General features: G+C 67.2%; 23 protein-coding genes. 17 read left to right on the forward strand and 6 right to left on the reverse strand.

What is annotated here, in order from left to right:
* The first annotated feature begins 9 nt into the window (after positions 1 to 9).
* The gene (locus BLT71_RS03780; protein WP_231994439.1) at positions 10 to 1,023 is read left to right on the forward strand and encodes a LacI family DNA-binding transcriptional regulator; all 1,014 of its coding nucleotides are present in this window, start codon (positions 10 to 12) and stop codon (positions 1,021 to 1,023) included.
* Between the two features lie 87 nt (positions 1,024 to 1,110).
* Here BLT71_RS03780 and BLT71_RS03785 read toward each other — a convergent pair whose 3' ends face one another.
* Entirely contained in the window at positions 1,111 to 1,815 is a 705-nt protein-coding gene (locus BLT71_RS03785) for a FadR/GntR family transcriptional regulator (RefSeq protein ID WP_091717717.1), read from the reverse strand.
* A gap of 173 nt (positions 1,816 to 1,988) precedes the next feature.
* On the opposite strand from BLT71_RS03785, the gene BLT71_RS03790 reads away from it, so the two are divergent.
* The 7 genes from BLT71_RS03790 to BLT71_RS03820 all read left to right on the forward strand — a co-directional run bounded on the left by BLT71_RS03790 (position 1,989) and on the right by BLT71_RS03820 (position 9,191).
* Positions 1,989 to 3,479, forward strand: a complete 1,491-nt coding sequence (locus tag BLT71_RS03790) for a four-carbon acid sugar kinase family protein (protein ID WP_091717719.1) — start codon at positions 1,989 to 1,991, stop codon at positions 3,477 to 3,479.
* Between the two features lie 38 nt (positions 3,480 to 3,517).
* Positions 3,518 to 4,417, forward strand: a complete 900-nt coding sequence (locus BLT71_RS03795; RefSeq protein WP_091717721.1) for an NAD(P)-dependent oxidoreductase — start codon at positions 3,518 to 3,520, stop codon at positions 4,415 to 4,417.
* Between the two features lie 150 nt (positions 4,418 to 4,567).
* Complete coding sequence (locus BLT71_RS03800) at positions 4,568 to 6,034, forward strand: GntP family transporter (RefSeq protein WP_091717723.1); 1,467 nt, start codon at positions 4,568 to 4,570, stop codon at positions 6,032 to 6,034.
* Positions 6,034 to 6,909, forward strand: a complete 876-nt coding sequence (locus tag BLT71_RS03805; RefSeq protein WP_091717725.1) for a class II fructose-bisphosphate aldolase — start codon at positions 6,034 to 6,036, stop codon at positions 6,907 to 6,909. Before BLT71_RS03800 ends, BLT71_RS03805 begins: the two co-directional genes overlap by 1 nt.
* 46 nt (positions 6,910 to 6,955) lie before the next feature.
* Positions 6,956 to 7,360, forward strand: a complete 405-nt coding sequence (locus BLT71_RS03810; RefSeq protein WP_091717727.1) for a DUF1304 domain-containing protein — start codon at positions 6,956 to 6,958, stop codon at positions 7,358 to 7,360.
* 121 nt (positions 7,361 to 7,481) lie between these two features.
* On the forward strand, positions 7,482 to 8,846 hold the full coding sequence (locus tag BLT71_RS03815; RefSeq protein ID WP_091717729.1) for an acyltransferase family protein: 1,365 nt from the start codon (positions 7,482 to 7,484) through the stop codon (positions 8,844 to 8,846).
* 15 nt (positions 8,847 to 8,861) lie between these two features.
* Positions 8,862 to 9,191: a GNAT family N-acetyltransferase gene (locus BLT71_RS03820; RefSeq protein ID WP_015935736.1), complete on the forward strand. Its 330-nt coding sequence runs from the start codon at positions 8,862 to 8,864 to the stop codon at positions 9,189 to 9,191.
* Positions 9,192 to 9,313: 122 nt separating this feature from the next.
* On the opposite strand, the gene BLT71_RS03825 is transcribed toward BLT71_RS03820, so the two are convergent.
* Positions 9,314 to 9,628 (reverse strand): hypothetical protein, encoded by a 315-nt coding sequence (locus BLT71_RS03825; protein ID WP_091723791.1) that lies wholly within the window; start codon positions 9,626 to 9,628, stop codon positions 9,314 to 9,316.
* Positions 9,629 to 9,960: 332 nt separating this feature from the next.
* Between BLT71_RS03825 and BLT71_RS03830 the strand changes: the two genes are divergently transcribed.
* The 5 genes from BLT71_RS03830 to BLT71_RS03850 are packed head-to-tail and all read left to right on the forward strand — an operon-like array spanning position 9,961 to position 16,239.
* Positions 9,961 to 11,583 carry a pyridoxal phosphate-dependent decarboxylase family protein gene (locus tag BLT71_RS03830; RefSeq protein ID WP_231994440.1) on the forward strand — a complete coding sequence of 541 codons (1,623 nt, stop codon included), beginning with the start codon at positions 9,961 to 9,963 and terminating at the stop codon, positions 11,581 to 11,583.
* A complete protein-coding gene (locus BLT71_RS03835) occupies positions 11,580 to 12,956 on the forward strand; it encodes a lysine N(6)-hydroxylase/L-ornithine N(5)-oxygenase family protein (protein ID WP_091717731.1) in 1,377 nt (458 codons plus the stop codon). The genes BLT71_RS03830 and BLT71_RS03835 overlap by 4 nt, the downstream gene beginning before the upstream one ends.
* Positions 12,953 to 13,552, forward strand: a complete 600-nt coding sequence (locus tag BLT71_RS03840; protein WP_091717733.1) for a GNAT family N-acetyltransferase — start codon at positions 12,953 to 12,955, stop codon at positions 13,550 to 13,552. The genes BLT71_RS03835 and BLT71_RS03840 overlap by 4 nt, the downstream gene beginning before the upstream one ends.
* A complete protein-coding gene (locus BLT71_RS03845) occupies positions 13,549 to 15,438 on the forward strand; it encodes an IucA/IucC family protein (RefSeq protein ID WP_091717735.1) in 1,890 nt (629 codons plus the stop codon). Before BLT71_RS03840 ends, BLT71_RS03845 begins: the two co-directional genes overlap by 4 nt.
* A gap of 9 nt (positions 15,439 to 15,447) precedes the next feature.
* Positions 15,448 to 16,239, forward strand: a complete 792-nt coding sequence (locus tag BLT71_RS03850) for an SDR family NAD(P)-dependent oxidoreductase (RefSeq protein ID WP_091717737.1) — start codon at positions 15,448 to 15,450, stop codon at positions 16,237 to 16,239.
* Here BLT71_RS03850 and BLT71_RS03855 read toward each other — a convergent pair.
* Together BLT71_RS03855 and BLT71_RS03860 are read right to left on the reverse strand one after the other, a co-directional pair.
* Complete coding sequence (locus BLT71_RS03855; protein WP_091717739.1) at positions 16,189 to 17,280, reverse strand: FUSC family protein; 1,092 nt, start codon at positions 17,278 to 17,280, stop codon at positions 16,189 to 16,191. The genes BLT71_RS03850 and BLT71_RS03855 overlap by 51 nt on opposite strands.
* A gap of 119 nt (positions 17,281 to 17,399) precedes the next feature.
* Positions 17,400 to 18,977 (reverse strand): MFS transporter, encoded by a 1,578-nt coding sequence (locus BLT71_RS03860; protein WP_091717741.1) that lies wholly within the window; start codon positions 18,975 to 18,977, stop codon positions 17,400 to 17,402.
* A gap of 700 nt (positions 18,978 to 19,677) precedes the next feature.
* Here BLT71_RS03860 and BLT71_RS03865 point away from each other — a divergent pair.
* Complete coding sequence (locus BLT71_RS03865) at positions 19,678 to 19,935, forward strand: hypothetical protein (protein ID WP_091717743.1); 258 nt, start codon at positions 19,678 to 19,680, stop codon at positions 19,933 to 19,935.
* A 152-nt stretch (positions 19,936 to 20,087) separates the two neighbouring features.
* Here the strand turns inward: BLT71_RS03865 and BLT71_RS03870 are convergent, their stop codons facing one another.
* Entirely contained in the window at positions 20,088 to 22,622 is a 2,535-nt protein-coding gene (locus BLT71_RS03870) for an ATP-dependent DNA ligase (RefSeq protein ID WP_091717745.1), read from the reverse strand.
* Positions 22,623 to 22,662: 40 nt separating this feature from the next.
* On the opposite strand from BLT71_RS03870, the gene ku reads away from it, so the two are divergent.
* From ku to BLT71_RS03885, 3 genes are all read left to right on the forward strand, one after another.
* Positions 22,663 to 23,835, forward strand: a complete 1,173-nt coding sequence (gene ku, locus BLT71_RS03875; protein ID WP_091717747.1) for a non-homologous end joining protein Ku — start codon at positions 22,663 to 22,665, stop codon at positions 23,833 to 23,835.
* Between the two features lie 146 nt (positions 23,836 to 23,981).
* The gene (locus BLT71_RS03880; protein ID WP_091717748.1) at positions 23,982 to 24,824 is read left to right on the forward strand and encodes a class I SAM-dependent methyltransferase; all 843 of its coding nucleotides are present in this window, start codon (positions 23,982 to 23,984) and stop codon (positions 24,822 to 24,824) included.
* A gap of 1 nt (position 24,825) precedes the next feature.
* A complete protein-coding gene (locus BLT71_RS03885; RefSeq protein WP_091717750.1) occupies positions 24,826 to 25,257 on the forward strand; it encodes an SRPBCC family protein in 432 nt (143 codons plus the stop codon).
* Between the two features lie 101 nt (positions 25,258 to 25,358).
* Here BLT71_RS03885 and BLT71_RS03890 read toward each other — a convergent pair whose 3' ends face one another.
* Positions 25,359 to 25,637 (reverse strand): HPr family phosphocarrier protein, encoded by a 279-nt coding sequence (locus BLT71_RS03890; RefSeq protein ID WP_091717752.1) that lies wholly within the window; start codon positions 25,635 to 25,637, stop codon positions 25,359 to 25,361.
* Positions 25,638 to 25,691 lie beyond the last annotated feature (54 nt).

Raw genomic sequence — 25,691 nt, forward strand, 5'->3', positions numbered from 1 at the left:
ACTGCCCCGTTGACCGCCACCCCGCGTCCCAAGATTGCAGACGTTGCGGCCGCCGCAGGGGTATCCGTGCCCACCGTCTCCAAGGTCCTCAACGGCCGCACCCATGTTTCGGACGCCACCCGCGCCAAAGTGCAGCAGGCCCTGGACGAGCTGGACTACTCCAAGCGGAACGCCGCCGCGGCCCAGCCCGGCATGCTGCAACTGGTGGTCAACAACTTCGATTCGCCCTGGGTCCTGGCCACCATGGAAGGCGTGGAGGCCGCCGCGGACCGGTTGGGATATGCGGTGGCGTACGTCCGGGCCGAGCATGTCAGTGCAGACCGCTGGCGCAAGCTGCGTGAACCCTCGGCGAACCGCCTGGACGGGGTCATGCTGCTGGCGCCGCGCAGCGGCTCACGCCTGGTCACCCTGGTGCGGTCGCTGAAGATCCCGGCCGTCGCCATCGACCCCGAGGGGACCGAAGGCCTGGATATCCCCAGCGTCAGCCCGGCGTCGTTCTCCGGGGCGCTCGCCGCCGTCGGGCATCTCCTGTCCCAGGGGCATCGCCGGATCGGAATCATCACCGGACGCAAGCACAGCCCGGGGCACGGCCGGGCGCGGTACGCGGCATACGCGGCCGCCCTGCACGAGGCCGGCCTGCCGGTCCTGCCGGAGCTTGTCCGGGACGGTGACTTCAGTATCGAGTCAGGCATGCGCCTCGGCGCCGACCTCCTCGATCTGCCAGAGCGGCCCACGGCCATCTTCACTGGCAGTGACCTGCAGGCCCTGGGTGTGATGAATGCGGCGGCGCAGCGCTGGCTGCAGGTACCCGGGGACCTCAGCATCGTGGGGTTTGACGACATCGCCCAGGCCGCGCTGACTTCGCCGCCGCTCACCACCGTCAGGCAGCCCCTGGCCCAGCTGGCCACCATGGCCGTGGGAATGCTCATCGAGCAGCAGGACGGCCATGGGGCGGTGCCTGCAGCTTTGGAGGTGGCCACCGAACTGGTGGTCCGCGGAACAACGGCCCCGCCGGCAAGCTAGTCGCCGGGGAAATGCAGTCCGGCCCGGCAAGCCGCTCCCGCCCGGCCATCCAGCCCCGACCGGCCGTTGCAATCCCTAAGTGGCCGGCTATTTGGCCGGGAGCACCAGGTTCTTCAGGTCGTCCAGCGTCTGCTGCATGTGGGCATCCATGGCCAGCCGGGAGCGGGTGGCGTCGCCTGACTGCAGGGCCTCCGCGATGTTCTGGTGGTGGCCGATGGCGTGCTCCTGGATGGCCGGAACGGCAGATGTTTCGGCGCGGCGCTTTTCCAAGACACGGTGCAGCGGCTCAAAGAGCACGGAGACGAACACGTTGCCGGACGCGCGCAGGATGACGTCGTGGAAGGCGAGGTCGGCTTCGACGAAGGACGTAACGTCGTTGATGGCGTGGGCGGCCTTCATCGCCGCAATGTAGGCGAACAGGGATTCGGTGTCCACCTCGGAGATCCGGCCCGCAGCCAGCTCGCAGGCTCCGGTTTCCAGCATGCGGCGGAGTTCGATGAGCTGTACCGAAGCCTCGGCTTCGTTCTTGCCCTCCGACGCCGCGCGGAGCACGGCCTCAAGTGACGTCCACCGGTTCAGCGGGTTCACGAAGGTGCCCCGGCCACGCTCAACGCTGAGGATCTGCTGCGCCTGGAGCGTCTTCATTGCCTCACGGACCGTCATCCGGCTTACCTCATGCCGGGCACTGAGTTCGTGCTCGCCGGGGACCGTTGATCCCGGCGGAAATTCGCCGTCGATGATGCGGTCCAGCAGTTCGTCGGCCACAACGCCAACCAACGACTTCCTTGCCATGGTTCCCCCGATTCCTGCCGTGGGCGTCTACCCGGCGGATATGTCTGACAAGTCTACTTGCGCGTCTTTTATGTCGTGTGCCACACTAGCATTCAAATGCAAGATGTCAGACATCTTACAGATTCATTTACACCTTGATCCGGCCCCCGGATCGCAACACAACGGAGTGCACTGTGACGCTTGAAGCAGACGTCCTGGCCGCCTATCCCGCGGACTTCCCCATCCCCGCAGCCCTGGTTGCCAGCACCCTGGCCGCTTCCAACGCGGAGACTCCCCGCGTCCTGGTAGTGCTCGACGACGACCCCACCGGAACGCAGTCCGTGGCAGACCTGCCCGTGCTCACCCAGTGGGACGTCGAGGATTTCGCCTGGGCCTTCAGCCAGTCCAAGCCGGCGGTCTACGTCCTGACCAACACCCGCAGCCTGGACCCGGCCGAAGCCGCCGCCCGTAACGAGGAAGTGGTCCGCAACGCCCTCACCGCCGCCGGTTCCAGCGCCGATTCAGGCCTGCGGCTCGCATTCGTCAGCCGCAGCGACTCCACCCTCCGCGGCCACTACCCGCTGGAGCCGGACGTCATCGCCGCCACGGTCAGCGAGGTAAGCGGTGAAGCCACCGACGGCGTCGTGCTGGTTCCCGCGTTCCCCGACGCCGGCCGCCTCACCATCGGCGGCGTCCACTACATGCGCGGCACGGGTGAAACCGCCGGCACCCTGGTCCCGGTCTCGGAGACCGAGTTCGCCAAGGACGCCAGCTTCGGCTTCAGCACATCCGTCATGGCGGCGTATGTGGAGGAAAAGTCCAGGGGCCGGTTCACCGCTGACTCCGTCATCGTCCTGGACCTGAACACCATCCGCGCCGGCTCCGCCGCCCAGGACCCCGCCATCTCCGCCAAGGCCATCGCCGACGCCATCGAGGGCGCCACCAACTCCACCCCGATCGTGGCGGACATCGTCACCGAGAACGACTTCCGCGCACTGGCACTCGGCCTGGAAGAAGCCGAGCGCCGCGGCAAGAAACTCCTCTACCGCGTCGGCCCGCCGTTCGTCCGCGGCCGCATCGGCCAGGAAGTCCGCACGGCCCTGACTGCCGAGGAAGCTTACGAAGGCAACACGCCCTCCACCGCCGGCGGCCTGATCGTGGTGGGCTCGCACGTGGGCGTCACCACCCGCCAGTTGAACGTCCTCACGGCCGAACACAGCTCCGCAAGCATCATCGAGATCGACGTCGAGAAGCTTCTTGCAGCCGAAACCGAAGCCGTGGCCCACCTGGACCAGACCGTGGACGCCGTGGTCGAGGCCCTCCGCGGCGGCGACGTCATCGTGCACACCAGCCGGCTCCTGATCAAGACCGACGACGCCGCCGAAAGCCTGCGGATCGCACGCACCGTGTCCGCCGCCGTCGTCGCCGTGGTCAACCGCACCCTGAAGACCTTCCCGCCGCGGTTCGTCATCGCCAAGGGCGGCATCACCTCCTCGGACGTCGCAGCCCACGGCCTGGAAATCCGCCACGGCATTGTCCGCGGACCCATGCTGCCGGGCATCGTCTCCCTCTGGGAACCAGTGGACGGGCCCGCCAAGGGCATCCCCTACATCGTCTTCGCCGGCAACGTGGGCGACGACGACTCCCTGGCCCAGGTCACCCGAAAACTCAGCAACACCTTCTAATCCCCACCAGCGCCGCAAAAATTCAACGGAGAAACACCATGACCAGCAATTACACCGTTACCGTCCTGGGCCTTGGCGCCATGGGCCTGCCCATGGCCACCCGCCTCGCCTCGCAGCTGACCGTGCACGGCTTCGACATCGCCGAACCCCGCCTGAAGCTCGCTGAGGAAGCCGGCATCGCCACGTTCGGCACCGCCCGCGAGGCAGCCAAGGGTGCCGACGCGGTGCTCCTCGCCGTCCGCAACGGCGAACAGCTCAACGACGTCCTCTTCGGCGAAAACGGCGTGGCCTCCGTCCTGGAGCCCGGCGCCGTCGTCATCCTCGGCAGCACCGTGGGTACCGAAGCCATCCCCGCCACCGTCGAAAAGCTGGCGGCCTACGGCGTCGAGCTCGTTGACGCGCCGCTCTCCGGTGGACCCAAGCGTGCCGGCGAAGGCGACCTGCTGATCGTCGTCGGTGCTTCCCCCGAAGCCCGCGAAAAGGCGGCTCCCGCGCTCGAACTGCTGGCCTCCACCCTCACTGTGGTGGGCGACAAGCCCGGCGACGGCCAGGCCCTGAAGACCGTCAACCAGCTCCTCTGCGGCGTCCACATCGCGGCCGCCGCCGAGGCCCTGGCCCTGGCGGACGCGCTCGGCCTGGACCAGGCCAAGACCCTCGCCGCCCTCGAAGCCGGCGCGGCAGGTTCCTTCATGCTCTCCAACCGCGGCCCGCGCATCCTTGAGGCCTACAACGAGGAAGGCGCCGAGGTCCTCTCCCGCCTGGACATCTTCGTCAAGGACATGGGCATCGTGGGCAAGGCCACCCGCGCCGCCGGCCTGGCAGCCCCGGTTGCCGCCGCAGCGGAACAGCTCTACCTGCTGGGCCAGGCCCAGGGCCTCGCCGCCGCCGATGACTCCGCAGTCATCAAGGTGGTAGCCCCCGCCAAGCGCACCAACTAAGTACCAACCGGCAGCACCCTCCCCAAAACGTACGACGGCGGCGGTCCCCCCTCCGCCGCCGTCGTACCTCTCGCGTTACTCCCCTTAGAAACAACCGGCGCCTTATTGCCCGTCTTCTGGAAGACTGGCACGTCAAAGGAGACACCCATCGTGAACCACCTCATTAGCCCGCTGATGGTGCGGGCGGCCGACGCCCCGGCCATCAAACCCGCAGTTGAGCTCGGCACCCCGCTGCTGCTGATCATCGCAGCGCTTGGCATCGCCCTGCTGCTGGTGATGATCATCCGCTTCAAGATCCAGGCCTTCGTGGCCCTGCTGACCGTCAGCATCCTGGTGGCCGTGGCCTCCCAGATCCCGCTCAAGGATGTGTTCACCGTTGTGGCCAACGGCGTGGGCAGCACCATGGGCAAGGTGGCTCTGCTGATCGCCCTCGGCGCCGTGCTGGGCCGGATGATTGAGGTCTCCGGCGGCGTGCAGTCGCTGGCCGCACACTTCACCGAGAAGCTCGGTGCCAAGCGCGTCGCAGTGGCCCTCACCGCCGTCGGCTTCCTCGTGGCCATCCCCGTGTTCTTCGAGGTGGGCGTCATCGTCCTGGTGCCGATCGTCTACGCCTTCGCCAAGATCGCCAAAGTCCACCCGGTCAAGTTCGGCCTGCCGATGGCCGGCATCATGCTCTCCATCCACGTTGCCGTCCCGCCGCACCCCGGCATCGTTGCCGGCGCAGGCGTCTTTGGCGCGGACATCGGACTGATCACGCTGATCTCGCTGGCCATCTGCATTCCCCTCGGCTTCCTGTCCTACTGGGTTGCCAGCATCATGAACCGCAAGGAATACGAACTCCTGCCTTCGGTCAAGGCCCAGGTTGAGGAGTTCGGCTCCGACTCGCTGGTCAAGGTGGGCCACGACGGCCCCGGCGCGTCCGCCATCGCTCCGCCCCGTCCCGGCCTGATCATCTTCCTCATCGCCGCCCCCATCGTGCAGATCCTCCTCGGCACCCTGGGCACGCTCACCATCCCCAAGGACAACTCCTGGTACGGCCTGGCTGCCTTCATCGGCAACCCGTTCTTCGCCCTCCTGGTGGCCGTGGCGCTCTCCTTCTTCCTGCTGGCCGTCCGCCGCAACTGGTCGCTGAAGGAAACCGGTGAGATCTTCGAAGGCGCACTGCCTCCCATCGCGTCCATCCTGATGGTGGTTGCCGCCGGCGGCGTGTTCGGTGAAGTGCTCCGGACCTCCGGCATCGGTGCAGCGCTGTCCCAGACCCTGGACCACCTCGGCCTGCCCGTCATTGCACTCGGCTTCGTGATCTCGCTGGCACTGCGTGCCGCCCAGGGTTCGGCCACCGTGGCTATCGTGACCACCACCGGCCTGCTGACCTCCGCCGTCATGGAGGGCGGTTACAGCCCGGCACAGATCGCCGTCATCGTGATCGCCATCGGCTTCGGCGCACTGGGCCTGTCCCACGTCACTGATGCCGGCTTCTGGACCGTGGTGCGCTACTACGGCCTCACCGTCTCCGACGGCCTCAAGACCTGGACCGTGCTCACCACGGTCCTGGGCCTGGCCGGCTTCGCCCTGACCTTCGTGGCCTGGATCCTGGTGGGAGGCCTGGGCGTCTGATGCGCACCCGACTCGACCACCTGGTCACCTCCGCGCTGCAGCAGGGCTCCGCTGTTCCCGCCTTCACCTGCTACGACTTCACCACCGCCCTGGCTGTGGTGGGCGCGGCCGAGGAATCCGGCCGCGGCGTCATCCTGCTGGTGGCCCCCAAGACGGCCGCCACCCCCAACGGGCTCCGGCTCATCGCGGCCCTCCGGGGACTGGCGGATGCGGCCTCCGTGCCGGTCGCGGTGCAGCTTGACCACGCCACGGACCTGGCAGTGATGGCCGACGCAGTTGCGGCGGGGGCGGATTCGGTGCTCGCCGACGGTTCCTCCTTGCCTTACGAGGAGAACATCGCCCTGGTGGTGGCCGCCCGGGAAATGCTGGCAGCCAACGGGCACCCCGATGTGGTGCTGGAAGCCGAGCTCGGCGGCCTGGCGGGCGACGAGGACCGCGCGTTCTCGGCCGACGAGCCTGAAGACCAGTCCGGCTTTGCCGTGGCCGGGCTGACGGACTCCGCACAGGTGGAGGACTTCGTGACCCGTACCGGTGCCCAGCTCCTCGCCGTCGCCGTGGGCAATGTCCATGGCAAATACAAGGGCGAGCCGTTGCTGCGCTGGGACGTGCTGCAGGACATCGCCGTGCGGACCCACCTTCCGCTGGTCCTGCACGGCGCGTCCGGTATTCCGGCCGAAGAGCTGGTGAAGGCCGCGGCCATGAATGTTGGCAAGGTCAACTTCAACACGGAGCTGCGCACCGGGGTGCTGGCCACCCTGCAGGAGCAACTCCCGGTTCACCGCGCCGACGGTGAAAACCTGCAGTCGCTCCTGGGCCACTGGAACCGGTCCGCCGGAGAGTTCGCCGGCGCCACGCTGGCCACGCTGAGCCGCTAGGTCCCAGACGCGAAGAAACACAGGGGAGGGAGGCTAGGATCGAGCCATGATCCTGGCCTCCCTCCTTTTCGCGTTCCTTGCTGCCGCGCTGCACGTCTTCATCTTCACGATGGAATCCGTGACCTGGACCAAACCGGCAACGTGGAAGCGTTTCAGCATCGAGTCCCAGGAAAACGCGGAGATCACCAAGTCACTGGCCTACAACCAGGGCTTCTATAACCTGTTCCTGGCCGTTGGAGCCCTCATTGGCATAGGCCTGGTGGCTGTCGGCGCCGACGGCTCGGCGCAGGACGTTGCCGGCTGGACCCTCATCTTCGCCAGCTGCGGCTCAATGCTGCTGGCGGCGCTGGTCCTGGCCCTGTCCGGGCGCAAGTACCTCCGGGCGGCCGCAACCCAGGGCGCCACGCCGCTGCTCGCCGTCGTCCTCGGCGTACTGGCTGTGGCTCTCTAGCTGCTTGCCACTCCAATTGCGCGGCACTTTTACACCTGCCGCGCCGCTCAATCCTTCTCCGCCCCTGCTGGCGGGCGCACAATAGTGCTGTGAACAGGGCCGGAACGCTCCGGGGTGCACGGTGGGTACCGCCGGCGGCCTGAACGGAAGCCTCCGGGCGGGGACGGCGGGCGCGGCGGGCCGTGATCCGGTGATCGACCTTGTCCGGTTCGCCTGCCTGGCCCTGGTGGTGGTGGGCCATTGCATGATGGTCAGCCCCGTGCTGCACGCCGACGGGACGGTGACCACGCAAAACACCCTCGCTGAGCAGCACTGGTTCGAACCCGTCATCTGGATCTTCATGGTGATGCCGCTGTTCTTCGTGACCGGCGGGATGACAGGCCTGGAGTCCTGGCGGCGGCTGTCGGCAAACGGTGGCACGGCTGCCCTGTTCATCCGGGCACGCCTGCTGCGGCTGGTCAGGCCCGCCACGGCCCTGCTGGCCGTGATGTTCCTGGGGCTCGGCGCGGCCCAACTGCTCGGTGTGCATCCCCAGGTCATCGAGCTGATGGCAGCCGGGGCAGGAATGCCGCTGTGGTTCCTGGCCGCATACCTCGCCGCGCAGCTGAACATTCCCCTGCTTGCCGCGTTCCACGCCCGTGCCCCCTGGCGGACCTTCCTCCTGCTCACTGCGCTGGTGGTGGCCGTCGATTGCCTGCGCGGCACCCTGCCACTCCTGGCCAACATCAACCTGCTCTTCCTGTGGTGCGCCGTCCAGCAGCTGGGCTTCCTCGTCGCCGACGGCAAACTGGCAGGGCTCTCACGCTCCGGTCTGGCAGCGGTGGCCTTGGCAGCGAATGTCCTCCTGGGCGCCGTGACGGGCCTGGGGCTCTACCCCGGGAACATGCTGGTGAACCTCAACCCGCCCAACCTGGCCCTCCTGCTGCTGGGCGTGTCCCAGGCGGCCCTGATGGAGGCGGCGCGGCCGGTCCTGGCAGGGGTGGCGTCGTGGCCGTGGCTCAGCAGGGTGCTGCAGATCGCGGGTTCCCGGTCCCTCACGGTGTACCTCTGGCACCTGCCCCTGCTGGCGGCCATGTCCGGCCTGCTGCTGCTTGCGCCCGTCCCGAAACCGGAGTCGGGAACGCCCGGGTGGTGGTGGGCGCGCGCCGTGGTCCTGCCGGCACTGCTGCTCCTGCTGCTGCCCGTCATCGCCGCCTTCGGGCGCCTCGAGGACACCCCGACGGCGGCTCCGGGCTCCGGCACCAAGCCCGCCGCGGTGGGCGCCGCCGTCGTGGTGGTCTTCCTTCCGGTGGCGGATGCAGCGCTGGGCGGCCTCACCCTCGCCCTGCTGGGAACCGGGGCTGCCTTCTTTGCCCTCACCCAGCTGATCCTCGGTGCGGTGCCCTGGCGGAGTCCTGTCCCTGGGCGCAAAACGGCCGCCGCTGGTACGCGCGGGCGTGCCGGGCGCAGGAGGGGGCGGAAGGGCATTGCCACGGGGGTGAAGTAGTGCCAGTGTCGAACCATGACCGAGAACACGTTGTCCACCGAGGATAGGTTCGCCCCCGATGTCACGCTGCGGCGCAACGACGCGGAGCACCGGTATGAACTGCTGGTGGGCGGCAGGCTCGCCGTGCAGTCCTTCTTCCGGGACCTGCCGGGCCACATCGACTTCACCCACACCGAGACAGGCCAGGACTTCGAAGGCCGGGGCCTCGGTAAGGTGCTGGCGCATTTCGCCCTGGACGACGTTGTGGCGACCGGCAAACGCGTCATCCCGCACTGCCCCTTCATCTCCAGCTACCTCCGCAAGCACGAAGGGTACGAGCAGTTCGTCGACTGGCCGGAGGGATAGTGCGGCAGTTCTTCAGCTGCCGCCACGGGAGCCGCGTGGGCGGGAGCGGCCTGGGTTCGCCGTAGCGCTACAGCTGGTGGGAGCCGGTCCCGCTGCATGGCGGGACTGCGGTCATTCCTGCGTCAGCTGGCCAGGGCCTGGTCGCTGACCGTGGCGCTGAAGGCGGGATCGTCGAGGGTGAAGCCGCAGGCGCAGCGGTACGTGACGACGGTTTCGGCCGGTGAGGCCGGGTCGGCGGGCAGCACCCCGCTTTCGTCGACGTAAACAGGCTGCCCGACGGGCAGGTCCAGCGGATCGAGCCGCTGCATCGGCGTGCGGCAATGCATGCGCGAATTGAGGGTGACCAGGAGCCCCAGGTCCAGTGGCTGGGCTGTGCTGCCGGCTGGCTCTGTGCGTTCCCCGGACGCGGCCAGACGGTGTTCCGTTGCGGAGGTCATGCGATGTTCATCCTTGGGCTTCTTCACGAGGCTGCTCTTCCAGCCCCGCCGCGAACTGCTTGCGGAGGTCATTTATCCCCACAAGCAAAGCATGCTTACTAAAGGTGTGACAAGCCGGACATTCCCGTCCGCGGCCGCCCCCGCGTTGCTGGCGGGGCGTGAATTGTGCACCATGGGCCCGCTTCGGCGCCAGTCAATGACCTTCTGCACATCCTGGAAACCCTGTCATTCCGGGGCGAAAGAGAAATAGGGCACAAAAGTTTGATTAAAAGGGCATCCTAAGTAAGGCTTACCTACGCAACGCCCCCAAATTGCTGACCGAAGGAAGACCCGTGCCGCTGATGCCCCGACTCGATGAGACGCAAGTGGACCACTCCACCCGCCCCGATGTGCCCCGCCAGGACCTGGACAACACAGTTCCTCCGGGGCAGGATTTCGGCTCGCGCGTGGAACTGGCCCTCGGGGCAACCAACCACCTCTTCAATGCCCGGAACTCACCCCGGTACGTTTCGCAGGTGCTGCAGGGCGTCACTACCGTGGCAACCAAGCTGGAGCGGACCACCCGGCCGTTCACCGGCGTCGGGCCCGCGGAAATGCGGAACCGCGTAGGCGCAGTGGACCTGGACACCCCCCTGCCGGACACCGCCGCGGCGCTGCAGGAACTTGAGGACGTCTACCTGCGTGACGCCGTCTATTTCCACGATCCCAAGTACGCCGCCCACCTCAACTGCCCCGTGGTGATTCCGGCGCTGGTGGGTGAGGCCATCCTGTCCGCGGTGAACTCCTCGCTGGACACCTGGGACCAGAGCGCGGGTGCCACCATGATCGAACGGCGCCTCATCGACTGGGCCGCCGAACGGCTGCACCTGGGCGTCGCGGCGGACGGCATCTTCACGTCCGGCGGCAGCCAGTCCAACCTCCAGGCCCTGCTCATCGCACGGAACCACGCCGTGGCTGGCCTCCGCCAGGACCCTGCACGGGCATCCCTCCGCCTCCCGGCACTGCTGGATACCCTGCGCATCTTCACGTCCGAGGACAGCCACTTCAGCGTCCAGAAGTCCGCCTCCATGCTGGGCCTCGGGTTTGACGCCGTCATCACCGTCCCGTGCTCCGCGGACCACCGGATGGACCCGGCGGCACTTGCCGCAGCCATGGCGGAAGTCCACGACGCCGGCCTGACCGCCATGGCCGTAGTGGCAACGGCCGGGACAACGGACTTCGGCGCGGTGGACCCGCTCGCAGAGCTCGCCGCCCTGGCCCGTGCTTACGGTGCCTGGTTCCACATCGACGCTGCGTACGGCGGCGGCCTGATGGTCTCCGGCCGGTACCGGCACCTGCTGGACGGCACAGGCCTCGCGGACTCGGTCACCGTCGATTTCCACAAGACCTTTTTCCAGCCCGTCAGCTCCAGCGCCCTGCTGGTCCGGGAAGCGGCGATGCTGCGCCACATCACCTACTACGCCGATTACCTGAACCCGGAGAGCGCCGCCCTGGCGGACATCCCCAACCAGGTGGACAAGAGCATCCAGACCACCCGCCGCTTCGACGCCCTGAAGCTCTGGCTTACCCTGCGCATCATGGGGGCGGATGCCATCGGCGCGCTCTTCGACGAGGCCATCGACCTCGCCGCCCGCGTGGGTTCGGTCCTCGAAGCCGACCACGATTTCGAGCTTGCTGCCGCACCGCAGCTGAGCACCCTGGTGTTCCGCTACCGCCCTGTGCTGGAATCCGGTGCCCGCCTCTCCGATGAGGACGCCGATGCCCTTAACCCCGCCATCCGGGCGGCCGTCTTCGCCTCCGGAAAAGCCGTGGTGGCCGGCACCAAGGTGGGCGGACGCCACTACCTCAAGTTCACCCTCCTCAACGCCGAGGCCACCCTCGAGGACATCACGGACATCATCACCCTCCTGCGCAGCACCGGCGCCGGACTCCTGCAGAAGGAAACCACCGCATGAGCACCCCCACCAACAGCACCATCTTCGACTTCGCCGCGATCGGCGTCGGGCCCTTCAACCTGGGCCTCGCCGCCCTCACAGAACCCGTGGAAGGCCTCAACGGCATCTTCCTCGAACAGCGCGATTCCTTCGACTGGCACCCCGGCATGATGCTCGAACCCGCACACCTGCAGGTTCCGTTCATGGCTGACCTGGTGACCATGGCTGACCCCACATCGCCCTACTCATTCCTGAACTTCCTGAAGCAGACCGGCCGGCTCTACCGCTTCTACATCAGGGAAAACTTCTACCCGCTGCGTGCCGAGTTCAACGAGTACTGCCAGTGGGTTGCCGGGCAGTTGCCGTCGGTGCGTTTCGGCACGGCAGTGCAGGAGTTGGCGTACGACGACGGCGTATACCGGCTCTCCGTATCAGGTCCGGACGGGCCGGAGGTGCTTTACGCGCGGCGGCTGGTGCTGGGCACCGGCACCTCCGCGTACGTTCCGGCGGCCGCCCAAGGCATCGTGGCGGGTGCGGCCGCCGGAAACGGGGGAGTGGCCTTCCACAACGCCGAGTACCTGGCCCGGAAAGTCGAACTGCAGCGGCAGCGCAGCATCACCATTCTGGGGAGCGGCCAAAGCGCGGCGGAGATCTATTACGAGCTGCTGCAGGAAGCGGACGCCTACGGATACCAGCTGAACTGGTTGACCCGTTCGGGCAGGTTCTTCCCGCTGGAGTACACCAAGTTGACCCTGGAGATGACCTCGCCGGAATACGTGGACTACTTCCATGGCCTCCCGCTGGAGCAGCGCGACCACCTGAACAAAACCCAGAAGAACCTCTACAAGGGCATCAACTCGGACCTGATCGATGCCATCTACGACCTCCTCTACACCAGGAGCCTGTCCGGCATGGTGGACACCCAGTTGCTCACCCACTCCACGCTGACGGCCGCCGAATGGGACGCGGCCGCCGGGACCCACCGGCTGCACCTGGAGCACGGCGAACAGGGCACCTCCTACGCCCTGGACAGCGAGGCCGTGGTGCTGGCCACCGGGTACGGCTACAGCGAACCGGCGTTCCTTAACGGAGTGCAGGACCGGATCGCCCGGGACGGTTCCGGCCGCTTCGCCGTGGACCGGAACTACAGCACCGGCGTTGAACCGGGCGAGATTTTCGTCCAGAACGCCGAACTGCACACCCACGGGTTCGTCACCCCGGACCTGGGCATGGGCGCCTACCGCAACTCCTGCATCCTCCGGGAAATGACCGGCCGCGAGATATACCCGGTGGAACGCAGCATCGCCTTCCAGCAGTTCGGGGCGCCGCTCACCGTCCCGGTCGGGCAGCCGGACCCGGCAGCGGGGAACGTATCCGTGGAGGTGCCGGCATGAGGTTCACGTTCCGGTGCGTGGACCCGGTGGCGGACGCACCCCTCCTGCACAGCTGGGTCACCCAGCCGTACGCCTCGTTCTGGGGAATGCTGTCCGCCACCGAGGCCGGCGTCATTGACGAATACGCGAAGATCCAGGCGAGCGGCCACCACCACGCCCTCCTGGGGCTCGACGGCGGGGTCCCCGCCTTCCTGATGGAGGAGTACCTTCCGGCGTCCTCACCGCTGGCCGACGCCTACCCCGTCCTTCCCGGCGACGCGGGGATGCACCTGCTGGTGGCCCCGCCGTCGGGCGTTCCGGAGCCGGGCTACACCACCGCAGTCATGGATGCCGTCCTGGCCCGGCTCTTCGCCAAGCCCGAGGTGGAGCGCATCGTGGTGGAGCCGGACGCCCGCAACACGAAAATCCACGCCCTCAACGAGCGGTTCGGGTTCCGGCCCGCGGGCGTGGTGGGGCTGCCGGACAAGGATGCGCTGCTCAGCTTCTGCACCCGGGACGGCTACCTCGCCGCCCGCGCAACCCTTCCCACCCTGGAACCCTCCGCCCGCATGGAATCCACCCGCCCCGAAGCCCTGCAGGGAGCCGCAGCACTATGACCGTCCAGCTCGAATCAACCGCCACCGCCGCCGCAGCGCCACACCTCGAAGCGGGCCGGTGGGATGCCGCCAACCGGCACCTGCTTCGCAAGGCGCTCGCCGAGTTCTCGCACGAACGGATCCTCACACCCGAGCCCGTGCCTGGCGCCCCGGAGGCCAACACCTACCGCGTGGCCAGCGCCGACGGCACCCACGAGTACCTGTTTACCGCCAGGATCCTGGAGCTGGAGCACTGGTCCATCAGCGCCGATTCCATCCGGCACATCCAGGACGGCACCGAAGCGCCGCTGGACGTGCTGGAGTTCATCACCGTGTTCCACGAGACCCTCGGCATCAACCTGCAGATGCTCCCGGTCTACCTGGAGGAGGTCAGCAGTACCCTGGCCAGCCATGCCTACAAGCAGTGGGCCGGCCAGCCCTCCGCCGGGGAACTGGCCGCCGGGGTGACGGGCGGGCAGGACATCGCCGCCGACTTCCAATCGATCGAGCGGAGCATGACCGAAGGCCACCCCTGCTTCGTGGCCAACAACGGCCGGCTGGGGTTCGGCGTCAGCGACTACCTGGCCTTCGCACCGGAAACCGGGGCGCCGGTGCTGCTGGAATGGATCGCCGTGCACCGCAGCCACGCCGTGGTCAGCACCAGCAGCGGGCTGGACTACGCCGCGCACCTCGACGCCGAGCTGGGACCGCTGGCCGGCAGCTTCACCAGCGAACTGCTGCTGCAGGGCCTGGACCCGGACCAGTACTTCTTCATGCCGGTCCACCCCTGGCAGTGGGAGAACAAGCTCACGGTCACCTTCGCGGCTGAAATCGCCCGGCAGCGCATCGTCTACCTGGGAACCGGAACCGATTCCTACCAGGCCCAGCAGTCCATCAGGACGTTCTTCAACACCAGCGCCCCGGCCCGGACGTACGTGAAGACCGCCATGTCCGTGCTGAACATGGGGTTCATGCGCGGCCTCTCACCCCAGTACATGAAGGCCACGCCGGCCATCAACGACTGGCTGCGGAAGCTGATCACCGCCGACTCCGCACTGCAACAGCGCGGGTTCACCATGATCGGCGAAATCGCGGCCATCGGCTACCACAACAGGACCTACGAGGCCGCGTCAGCCAGCGGTTCGCCGTACCGGAAGATGCTCTCCGCCCTGTGGCGGGAAAGTCCGCTGCCGCTTCTGGAATACGGGCAGCAACTGACCACCATGGCCGCGCTGCTGCACGTGGATTCGGCCGGAAATCCCATGGTCTCCGCCCTGATCGAGCGCTCCGGCCTGGCCCCGGAGGACTGGCTGCGCCGCTATTTCGAGGCGTACCTGGTGCCGCTGGTGCACTGCCTCTACAACTACGAGCTCGCCTTCATGCCGCACGGCGAGAACGTCATCCTGGTCCTTGAGGACGGTGTTCCGGTGCGGGCCATCATGAAGGACATCGCCGAAGAGATCGTGGTGATGGGCGACCGGCTAAAACTCCCGGAGGAGGTTTCCCGGATCCGGGCGGACATCCCCGACGGCGAAAAGGTGCTGGCCATCTTCACCGACATTTTCGACTGCATCTTCCGCTTCCTCGCGGCACTGCTCGACGACGATGGGACGCTTCCGCAGGAAACCTTCTGGCGTACCGCCGCCGACGCCGTGCGGGACTACCAGGCACAGCACCCCGGCCTGGCCGGACAGTTCGCCCGGCACAACCTGTTCGCTGCCGACTTTGAGCTGTCCTGCCTGAACCGCCTGCAGTTGCGGAACAACCAGCAGATGCTGGACCTCACGGATCCGTCCGGAGGCCTGCAGATGGCCGGCCGCCTGGCCAACCCGCTTGCACGCTTCGCCGGTGAAACCACAGGCGAAGCCGAGGGGATGACGGAGCCAAGCAGGGGCAGCGGTGGCTAGGCTGGCTGTATGACGCAGACCACTTTACGGACCACTGCCCTGGTTACCGGCGCCAGCGCAGGACTGGGCGCCGAGTTTGCCCGCCAACTCGCTGCCGAGGGCTGCCACCTGGTGCTGGTGGCCCGCAACAGGAGCCGCCTCGAGGAAGCTGCCGCGGAGCTGGAACGGCGGTACGGAACAACCGCTGAGGTGCTCCCCGCCGACCTGACGGACGACGCCGACGTGGCCGCCGTCGTCGAACGCCTCTCCGATCCGCAGCGCCCGGTTGGCATCCTGGTCAACAACGCGGGCATCGGGCTGCTGCACAACTTCGAGGACAACCCCGTGGAGGAGGAGAAGAGGCACCTGAAGCTGCACGCCGAAACCGCCCTGGTGCTCTCGCACGCCGCGCTCAAGGGCATGCTGGACCGTGGCGAAGGCCGGATCATCAACGTGGCCAGCATCGCCGCCTTCCTTCCACGCGGAACCTACTCGGCGGCCAAGGCGTGGCTGCTGAGCTTCAGCCGCTGGGCCAACCTGGCCTACCGGACCCGCGGCATCAAAGTGACGGCGGTGTGCCCGGGTTTTACGCACACCGAGTTCCACGACCGGATGGGGATGGACAAGTCCGTGGCACCGAAGTGGACCTGGTTGACGGCCGAGCGAGTGGTGCGGGAGGGGCTGGCGGACAACGCCAAGGGCAAAGCCGTCTCCATCCCGTCCAAGCGCTACAAGGTGGTGGCAGCCCTGGCCCGGATCGCTCCGCCCAGGCTAATGGCGGGGCCGCCGCGCAAGCCCCAGGAGGAGCGCGGGGGAGCGTGAACCCCGCCGGCGGACGGCCACCACAACGGCGATGCCCACCAGCGCGCCCACCAGGGTCTCGATGGCACGCTCCAGGATCAGGACGCCGGGATCCGCGGGTGCCGCGAGCTGGGTCATCAACAGGATCACCGGCGTGAAGGACACCATGGCCAGGCCGTAGTGCCGCGTCATGAACAGCTCGGTGGTGAACTGGAACAGGATCACCAGCAGTGCCAGGACCACTGCCTGCTGCCCGGGGAACAGTCCGGGCAGCGTCCAGGGGGCGGGAATAATCACGACGGCGGTCACGGCCAGCCCCACGAACGTCCCCACGATGCGGTGGATGCCGCGGCGGACGCTGCTGGGGAGGTCCGCACCGGCCAGCGGAACAGCCGCGGCAGCCATGGCCCAGTGCGGGTGGCCGCTTCCGGTGAGGACGCCGATGGTTCCGGCGGCACCGACGGCCAGCACGTAGCGGGCGGCGTGGATCAGCATGGCGCGGCGGTCCACCGGCTGCGACGCGGCGGGGATGCGGACGGCCCCGCGCTGCCACCGGCGCCGACGGACCCACCCGGCGAATCCCACCAGGACCGCGAACGCCGCTGACCCCAGGGCGATCAGCAGTGCGGTGTACCAAGGGACCGCCATGGGCACCGACGCGCAGGCGCCCAAGGCCAGGATGCCGAAGAACGGGCCGTTGGGCTTGAGCCGCACGCGGTCCGAGTAGAGCGAGCCCAGTCCCGCCAGTGCGGCTTCGATGCCCACCAGCGCCCACGAATGGATGTGGTTGACGGACAGGAGCACGCCCACCGAGACGCCGCCCAGGAGCACCAGGGCTGCCTGGGACTGGTGGAGGACCCGCAGCTGGTGCGGTTCTGACCGGCCGTACATCCCGGTCAGGGCGCCGAAGACCGCGTAGATGATGAGGTCCGCCCGGCCCGTGGCAAGCAGGAGCAGGGACGGGACAGCGACGCTGAGGGCAACCCGCAGCGCAGCGAGGTGGTCCGCGTTCGCTGGCTCCAGCCGGTGGAGGGCGCGCACGTGGTGCAGGACGCGTTCCATGCCGTGCCACCTCCTCCGTGCTTCCGGCCGCTTTGCGGACGACTCAACCTTAAACGCTCGGACCGCCGCACCCGGTATGGGTGCGGCGGTCCGTGTAACGGAGCGGAACAGTTGGCCGGTTAGGCGTTGACCGGGGCCTTGCCGCCGTCCTGCGGGTGGGTGTCGAACGGAAGTTCGTCAACGTTGATCAGCGGGTTCTCGTCCTGGGTCTTGACGAGTTCGCGGGCCTCCGCCTCGGTGTCCACGCTGGGCATGGATCCCGGAAGCGGGCGGTTGGCCGATTCCTTGAGGAAGTAGATTGCCACAGCGCCCACCAGGGAGGTGGCCATCAGGTAGTAAGCAGGCATCATGTCGTTGCCGGTCGATTTGATCAGCGCCTCAACGATGAAAGGAGTGGTGCCGCCAAAGATGGCCACCGCGAAGTTGTAGGCAATGCCCATCGCTCCGTACCGGCTGGACGTGGGGAACTGTGCTGGAAGGGCGGAGGCCAGGTTGGCCACATAGAAGGTCACCGGGAAGGCGACCAGCGCGAGTCCGGCCAGCGTGGACCATACCTCGCCGACGCCGATCAGCAGGAATGCGGGGATGGCCAGGACGATGGTGCTCACGGCGCCGATCCAGAGCACGGGACGGCGGCCGATCCGGTCGGACAGCTTGCCAGTGAGCGGAATGCAGAGGCTCATCACAACCAGGACGGGGATGGTCAGCAGCGTGCCGTGGACCTCGTCGTAGCCCTTGGAGGCGGTCAGGTACGTGGGCATGTAGGACGTCAGGGCGTAGCCGGCGGTGTTGGCTGCAGCCACCACCACCATGGCCACCAGGATGGGGCGCCAGTAGGCCTTGACGATGCCGACGGGTCCCTTGGCGGCGGAGGTGTCGCCGTCCGTGGCGTTCTTGGCGTTCTCCTCCTGGGCGTCCAGGGTGGCCTGGAACTGCGGGGATTCCTCGATCTTGCTACGGAAATAGACAGCAATCAGGCCCAGCGGACCGGCAACGAGGAACGGGATGCGCCAGCCCCAGTCCTCCATGGTGTCCTGGCCCAGGGTCAGCTGTAGTACAGAGACCAAGGCGGCGCCGATGGCGAAGCCCATGTAGCTGCCCAGGTCGAGGAAGCTGGCGAAGAAGCCGCGGCGCTTGTCGGCGGCATATTCGCTGACGAACGTGGTGGCACCAGCGTATTCACCGCCGGTGGAGAAGCCCTGGATCAGCTTGAGGAGCACCAGCAGGGCCGCGGCCCACAGGCCGATCTGCGCGTATCCGGGCAGCAGGCCGACGGCGAAGGTGCTGGCGGCCATGATCATCAGCGTGGTGGCCAGGATCTTCTGGCGGCCGATCTTGTCACCGAGCCAGCCGAAGACGACGCCACCCAGGGGGCGGGCAATGAACGTGGCGGCAAAAGTTCCCAGCAGGAACAGCGTTTGCGTTGTCGGATCCGACTCGGGCAGGAAGACCGGGCCCATGGTGGTGATGAGGTAGCCGAAAACGCCTACGTCGTACCATTCCATGGTGTTGCCTACGATGGTGCCGCCGAGGGCTTTCTTCAGCATCGGCTGGTTAACCACGTTGACGTCAGATTCCTTGAGCCGGCGGCGCGGCAGCAGCCTCGGCTTCTTGGCAGCCAGAGGGGCTGCAGGGTCGGTTCCGCGGGCGTTCCTGGCGCCTGCTGAAGAGTCGGTGTTGCTTTGGTCTGTGGGCATTTGGTCAGCTCCTGTGGAGGTCATTTGCTTGCGACTACTTGCTGCCCCGCTCCGGGCAGGCCTTCAATTTTACGCCGATTTTGTAGCGTTCGCCCGTCTGATGCCGTACTGTCTACCCTTTTGGGCACGTTTCAGACCAACTTTTCGAGGTTATTTTCCCCGTTTTCCGGCGTAAATACTGGGAAGCATGCTGATTGTGACCACTGTTACCGAATCTTTTTCCACAACCGTTCGTTGGAACACCGTTCCGGCCGTAATACGGCGCCGGATGTGATGGCGGACACTGCTGCGGCGCAGGTTTCCGGGCGCCGTTTTAGTCCCTTTCGCGGGAGCTGACCCGGCGCTGACCCGGGCCCTGGCGCCGGCGCCCGGAGGCTCGAAACCCGCCTCCCGCCGTCGGGCGCTTCAGCGGACCTGTGCGCCGCGCCTCCCGCCTCCGCCATGCACCGGTTCGCGCGACCGCCGCAAGGGGGTTCACAGGCATCGGGCCGGTGCCTATGGTTGATCAATGGACACACTGATCTTCGAATAGGCGGACGCGTGCGGCCGGGACGTCCCCGCTGCCCGACACCGAGCCAGTCACGTCGGCGCTGCTGTGCCTCACAGCGCCGACATTTACGAACGTGCCGGCGTTCCCGGCAATCACGGAGGCCCCGGTGCCTCTTCCCTGGACTTCATTTCATCGTGGAAAGGAAGAAAAATGGCTGACGAAAACCGCAAATCCCATCTCAATCCGGAGATGGCGGACCATCTGGCAGCGGCAATGGACACCCCGGACATGCCGGCAGCGGCCACCACCGCTGCGGGCGCCATGCCGCGGCAAAACTCCTGGCCGGACGGCAACGGCAAGCGCCGCCACCCGAAGGACCGGGGATCCGGCCATGGGCGGATGGGCCACGAAGCCTCCGTGGCCGCCGTCCACCGGACCGGGAAGCCGCAGATGCCGCACTCGTCCTAGGACGGGCGACCCGCACATTCATTACCGACACGGAAAATCCCTGACGCTCCCTTATAAGCGGTGCGGCAGGGATTTTCCGTGTCACGGGCGAGTTTGCGCGTCACCGGCGAGCCTGCGCGTCAGGGAGGCTCCGCATCGGCAGGCAGAGGGCGTCAATCCTCCCGGACCACCTCTGACGGGTCCTTGTCCACGCGCCAGCCACGCCACCGGGGATGCCGCAACCGCCCCGGGCCCGTCCACTCCCCGTAGGTCACCTCACCCACGAGATGCGGCGTGACCCAGTGCGCGTCCGCCGAGTCGGGCCGGGGAACCTCGTGGAACGGTGAAGTCTTCCGGGCCAGCTGTTCCACGGTCTGCCGCAGTTCGGCCAGTTCGCGGCCACTGAATCCGCTGCCCACCCGGCCCACATACTGGAGTTTGTTCCCGTCGGGGATGCCCACCAGCAACGACCCCACCGTTTCCTGGCGGCCGCCCTTGCCCGGGCGCCAGCCGCCCACCACTACCTCCTGGGTGCGCTCCGTCTTGAGCTTGATCCAGGTTCGGGTGCGCTGTCCGCTGACGTAACGGCTGTCCGTGCGCTTGGCCATCACGCCTTCGAGCCCCAGTTCCTGTGCGCTGTCCATGATGTGTTCCACCGGGTCATCCAGCACCATGGACAGTTCCACTGGGCAGTCCGAGGGCCGGAAGAACTGTTCAAGCCGTGGGCGCCGCTTGCTGAGCGGAAGGCGCCGGAGGTCCGTGCCGCCGTCGTACAGGAGATCGAAGAGCATCAGCCGGACGGGAATGGCCTTCTGCGCTTTAGCGACGTCGGCGGCGCGGGTCAGCTTCATCCGGCCTTGCAGCAGGCCGAAGTCCGGCCTGCCGGAGGGGCCGACGGCGATGATCTCACCGTCGGCCACGAACGGCTGCTCCGGCCAGCACCCCCGGTCCGTCAGCTCGGGGTAGGTCTTGGTGACGTCGTTGCCGTTGCGGCTGAAGATCCGGACTGTTGACTCATCCGCCACGAGGATGGCACGCACCCCGTCCCATTTGAGTTCAACCTGCCAGGCGCTGCCCATGAGGTCAGAGGGGACTCCCGCCGTGGCCATCATGGGGCCGAAATCATCGGGGGCGACGCTGACGGGGGAGTCCTCCGGTTCTTCGGAAGGGTCCCCGGATTTCCCGGCCTTGCCCACTCCTTTGGTACTGCCCGCAGGCTCCGCAGACGAAGATGCGTGCCGCCGTCGTCCGCCCTGGTCTTCCTTATCCATCAGGTGGATCAGCCACTGCTTTTCGGCATCGCTGCCCTGGCCGCGGCCCGTATGGATGAGGGCCACCTTCCTGGTGCCGCCCAGCCCGCCGCCCTCGGCGCCGGTGAGGGTGACGATCACCTCCTTGCCGTTGATCCACTTGTGCAGCTCATACGTGCCGGTGTCCCAAATGGTCATCTCGCCGGCACCATATTCACCCTTGGGGATGGTGCCGTGGAAGGTGAGGTAGTCCATAGGGTGGTCCTCGGTCCGCACGGCCAGGTGGTTCTTGCCGCCCGACTCCGGCACACCCTTGGGCAGCGCCCAGGAAGCCAGGACGCCCTCGTGCTCCAGCCTGAGGTCCCAGTGCAGGCGGCTGGCGTGGTGTTCCTGGATCACGAACGCATCGCCGCCGCGCGGTGCGCCACTGAACGGCTCAGGCGTGGCCCCGGGGTCGCGCATCGAACGGTACTTCACCAGGCGGGGATTCCCGTCGTCGTGCGTGCCGTCCTGCCCCGCGCCGGCACCATCGCCGGCGCCGGTGCCGGTCTCGACTTCATCGGGTGTTCCGGCAGCGCGGACGACGGCGGCGAACGGGTCCTTGCCCTCCTGCACCCGGCGCAGCACCTCGCGGTAGTCGAGGTGCTTGAGCTTGGGGGAGCTGATCTCCCGCCATGTCCGCGGCGCCGCGACCATGGGTGTGGGCCGGCCGCGCAGGGAGTAGGGCACGATGGTGGTTTTCGCTGCGTTGTTCTGGCTCCAGTCCACCAGTACCTTGCCCGTGCGGAGGGTCTTCTTCATGTCGCTGACGGCGAGGTCCGGGTGGTCGGATTCCAGGGCACGCGCCAGTTCCCGGGCGAACTCCGAGATCTGGTCCGAGGTCTGCGTGCCGTCCAGCGGCGCGTACAGGTGGATGCCCTTGCTGCCGCTGGTGACGGGTACCGGGTCCATGCCCACGTCCTGCAGGATGGCGCGGGCCAGCAGCGCCACTTCACGGCATTCGGCGAGGCCGGCGCCCTCGCCGGGGTCCAGGTCCAAGACCAGCCGGTCCGGGTTCAGTTGGTTGCCCTGGGAATCCACCCGCCACTGGGGCACGTGGATTTCGAGGGAGTTGATCTGCCCGAACCAGGTGAGGACGGCGGGATCGTTGACCATCGGGTAGTGGATGGTCCGGTCCTTGTGGGTGATGGCGGCACGGGGGAGCCAGCCGGGGGCGGAGTCCTCCAGGTTTTTCTGGAAGAAGACCTCGCCGGGCTTCTCCGCGGTGCCCACGCCGTTCACCCAGCGTTTCCGGGTGGCAGGCCGGTTGGCTGCGGCGGGGATGAGGACGTGGGCCACGGCGGCGTAGTAGGCCAGCACATCGGCCTTGGTGGTGCCGGTTTCCGGGTAGATGATTTTGTCCAGGTTGGTCAGCGTCAGCTCCCGCCCGGCCACGCGGACACGTTCCTTAGAAGCCATGGGTCTTCACCTCCGGCCCGGTGTGCTGTTGACTGTAGGGATGAGAGCCATCTGGAAGGGTGCCATCGCATTTGGGCTGGTCAACGTGCCCGTCAAGGTCTACAGCGCCACAGAGGATCATGACATCAGTCTGCACCAGGTCCACAACGCCGACGGCGGAAGGATCCGCTACCAGCGCCGTTGCGAGGTCTGCGGGCAGGTGATCGACTACTCGGACATCGAGAAGGCCTTTGAAGAGGACGGCCGCACGGTGGTGCTGTCCAAGGATGAGCTGAAGGCCATCCCGGCGGAAAACAGCCACGAAATCGAAGTGGTGCAGTTCGTCCCGTCCGAGCAGCTCGAACCCATGATGTTCGAGAAGAGCTATTACCTGGAACCGGACTCCAAGTCGCCCAAAGCCTACGTGCTGCTGCGCCGGGCCCTCGAGGACACCGACCGGGTGGCCATCGTCCAGTACGCCCTGCGCGAGAAGACCAGGCTGGGGGCGCTGAGGATCAAGGACGATGTCCTGGTGCTGCAGTCCCTGTTGTGGCCGGACGAGGTGCGTGAGGCCAACTTCCCCGCGCTGGACACCGCCATCAAAATCTCCGCGCAGGAACGCGACATGTCCGCAGCGCTGGTCGAATCGATGGCCGCTGACTTTGAACCGGAGTCCTTTACCGACGACTACCAGGTGCAGCTGCGGAAGCTCATCGACGCCAAGCTGGAGCAGGGCGAGTCCCTGGACACTGATGAAACGTTCGGCGTGGAAGCGGGCGACGGCGGCAAGGGCGAGGTCATCGACCTGATGGAGGCCCTGAAACGCAGCCTCGACAGGAAACGCGGTGGTGCGGCAGCGGCCACGGGCGGAGCGGATTCAGAGGAGGAAGAGTCCGACGACGGCGGTGCGGAGCAGGGGGATAAGCCCGCCAAGCCCGCGCGGAGGTCATCGGGCTCACGGTCGTCGGGAACGGGGACTGCCGCTGCTTCGAAAACATCAGCGTCCAAGGCCGCGGACACCAAGACCGGAACACGGTCCACGGCTGCCAAATCGACGGCTTCAAAGAGCACTGCAGCCAAGGGCACTTCAACCAGGAGCACCGCAGCAAAATCCACGGGCACTGCCGCAAAAACCGCCGCTGGCAAATCCACCGGGACCAAGGCGGCCGCGTCAAAGAGCACCGAGAAACCTGCCGCGAAGGCCACCACCACCAGGGCGCGCAAGCCAGCCTAGGCCGGGGCGGGGACATCGCCGCTGACCCTGCAAATAGCCGGACCACCTTTACAGCCGGTGCCCGCGCGGCCAGAATGAGTCGCATCGCGGCGCCCGCTGTGCCCGCAGCGCGCTGAAACCCAACGGCTCGATGAGGAGCGCGGACCATGAATGAGCAGACCGATGCGGCCGAGGCGGACCGGGCGCTGAAACAGAAGCACCGGGCCATGTGGGCGTCCGGGGACTACCCGGCGCTGGCGGATGAAATGCTCCTGGAGCTGGGCGCCATCCTGGTGGAAGCGTGCGGCGTCCGCTCCCGCCACCGGGTGCTGGACGTAGCCTCAGGTTCAGGGAACGCGGCTATCCCCGCGGCCATGATGGGCGCCAAGGTGGTGGCCTCGGACCTCACTCCGGAGCTCTTCGAGGCCGGACGCCGCGAAGCCGGCAACCGGGGCGTCAGCCTGGAATGGAAAGAAGCCGATGCTGAGGCGCTGCCGTTCGACGACGACTCGTTCGACGTCGTGATGTCCTGCCTGGGTGCCATGTTCGCGCCGCGGCACCAGGCCGCGGCGGATGAGATCCTCCGAGTGTGCAAGCCCGGTGGGAACATCGGGCTGCTCAGCTGGACCCCGGAGGGCTTCATTGGCCGGATGTTCGCCACCATGAAGCCCTTCGCGCCCCCGCCATCGCCGGGGGCCCAGCCGGCGCCGCTGTGGGGGAGCGAGGAGCACGTCCGCGAACTGCTGGGGGACAGGGTCACCGACGTGGCAGTCCGCAAGCAGGCCCTGGCCGTGCGGAGCTTCCACCAGCCCGGCGACTTCGTCCGCTACTTCAAATCCCACTACGGCCCCACCATCGCCGTCTACAAGTACATCGGCGCCGACGCGGACAAGGTCAAGGAACTGGACCAGGCACTGACGGACCTCGCCGACTCCTTCGGCGATGCCCACGGAGACACACCGTTCCAGATGGAGTGGGAATACCTGCTGTTCACCGCAAGGAAGGCCTGACATGCCCGGAGACTTCACGGCAACATCCAGCACCACCATCGACGCCCCGCCGGACCGCGTCTGGAATGTCATCACGGACCCCGCTGCCGCCAAGGAATTCATGTTCGGGGCAGAACTGGAAACGGACTGGGCCGAGGGAAGCCCCATCACCTGGAGCGGCGAATGGGAAGGCAAGCCCTACCAGGACAAGGGCAAGGTGCTGGAGGTGGATCCCGGCCGGAAACTGGTGCACACCCACTTCAGCGCCCTCAGCGGCGAGGAAGACGTCCCGGAAAACTACCACACGCTGACCTGGACGCTGCAGGACCGCGACGGCGGCACCCACCTCACGCTCGCCCAGGACAACAACCCGAGCGAAGAGGCGGCAAGCCACTCGAAGGGCATGTGGGACAAGCTCGTGGCCGACGTGAAAGCCATCGCCGAACGGACGTGACCCTGACGCTTAAAGCCAGCGGCCGCCGTCGTGCCGTTCCCTCGAGGGAAAGGCGCGACGGCGGCCGCTTGGCTTAATCCGGCTGCCGGGCAGCCTGCCTGCTACTCGGCGTCGTGGTCCGTTTCCAGGATCTGCACCAGGCGTTCCAGGGCGTCGTCGGCGCCTGCACCCTCGGCGCGGAGCACCACGACGTCGCCGTGTGAGGCACCCAGGCTCATGAGGGACAGGATGCTTGCGGCATCCATGGCCTCATCGACCGGCTCGCCCTCACGGGCGATGGTGATGTCCAGGTCGAACTCGCCGGCTGCCTCGGCAAAGATGGCGGCCGGGCGGGCGTGCAGGCCCACGCGGCTGGCAACGGTTGCTGTGCGTTCTGGCATTTTTGCTCCTTTAGTATTTCGGCGTGCTGATGGTTCAGTGCCGGGAAGGTATGT

The sequence above is a fragment of the Pseudarthrobacter equi genome, assembly GCF_900105535.1.
GTDB classification, from domain to species: Bacteria; Actinomycetota; Actinomycetes; order Actinomycetales; family Micrococcaceae; genus Arthrobacter; species Arthrobacter equi.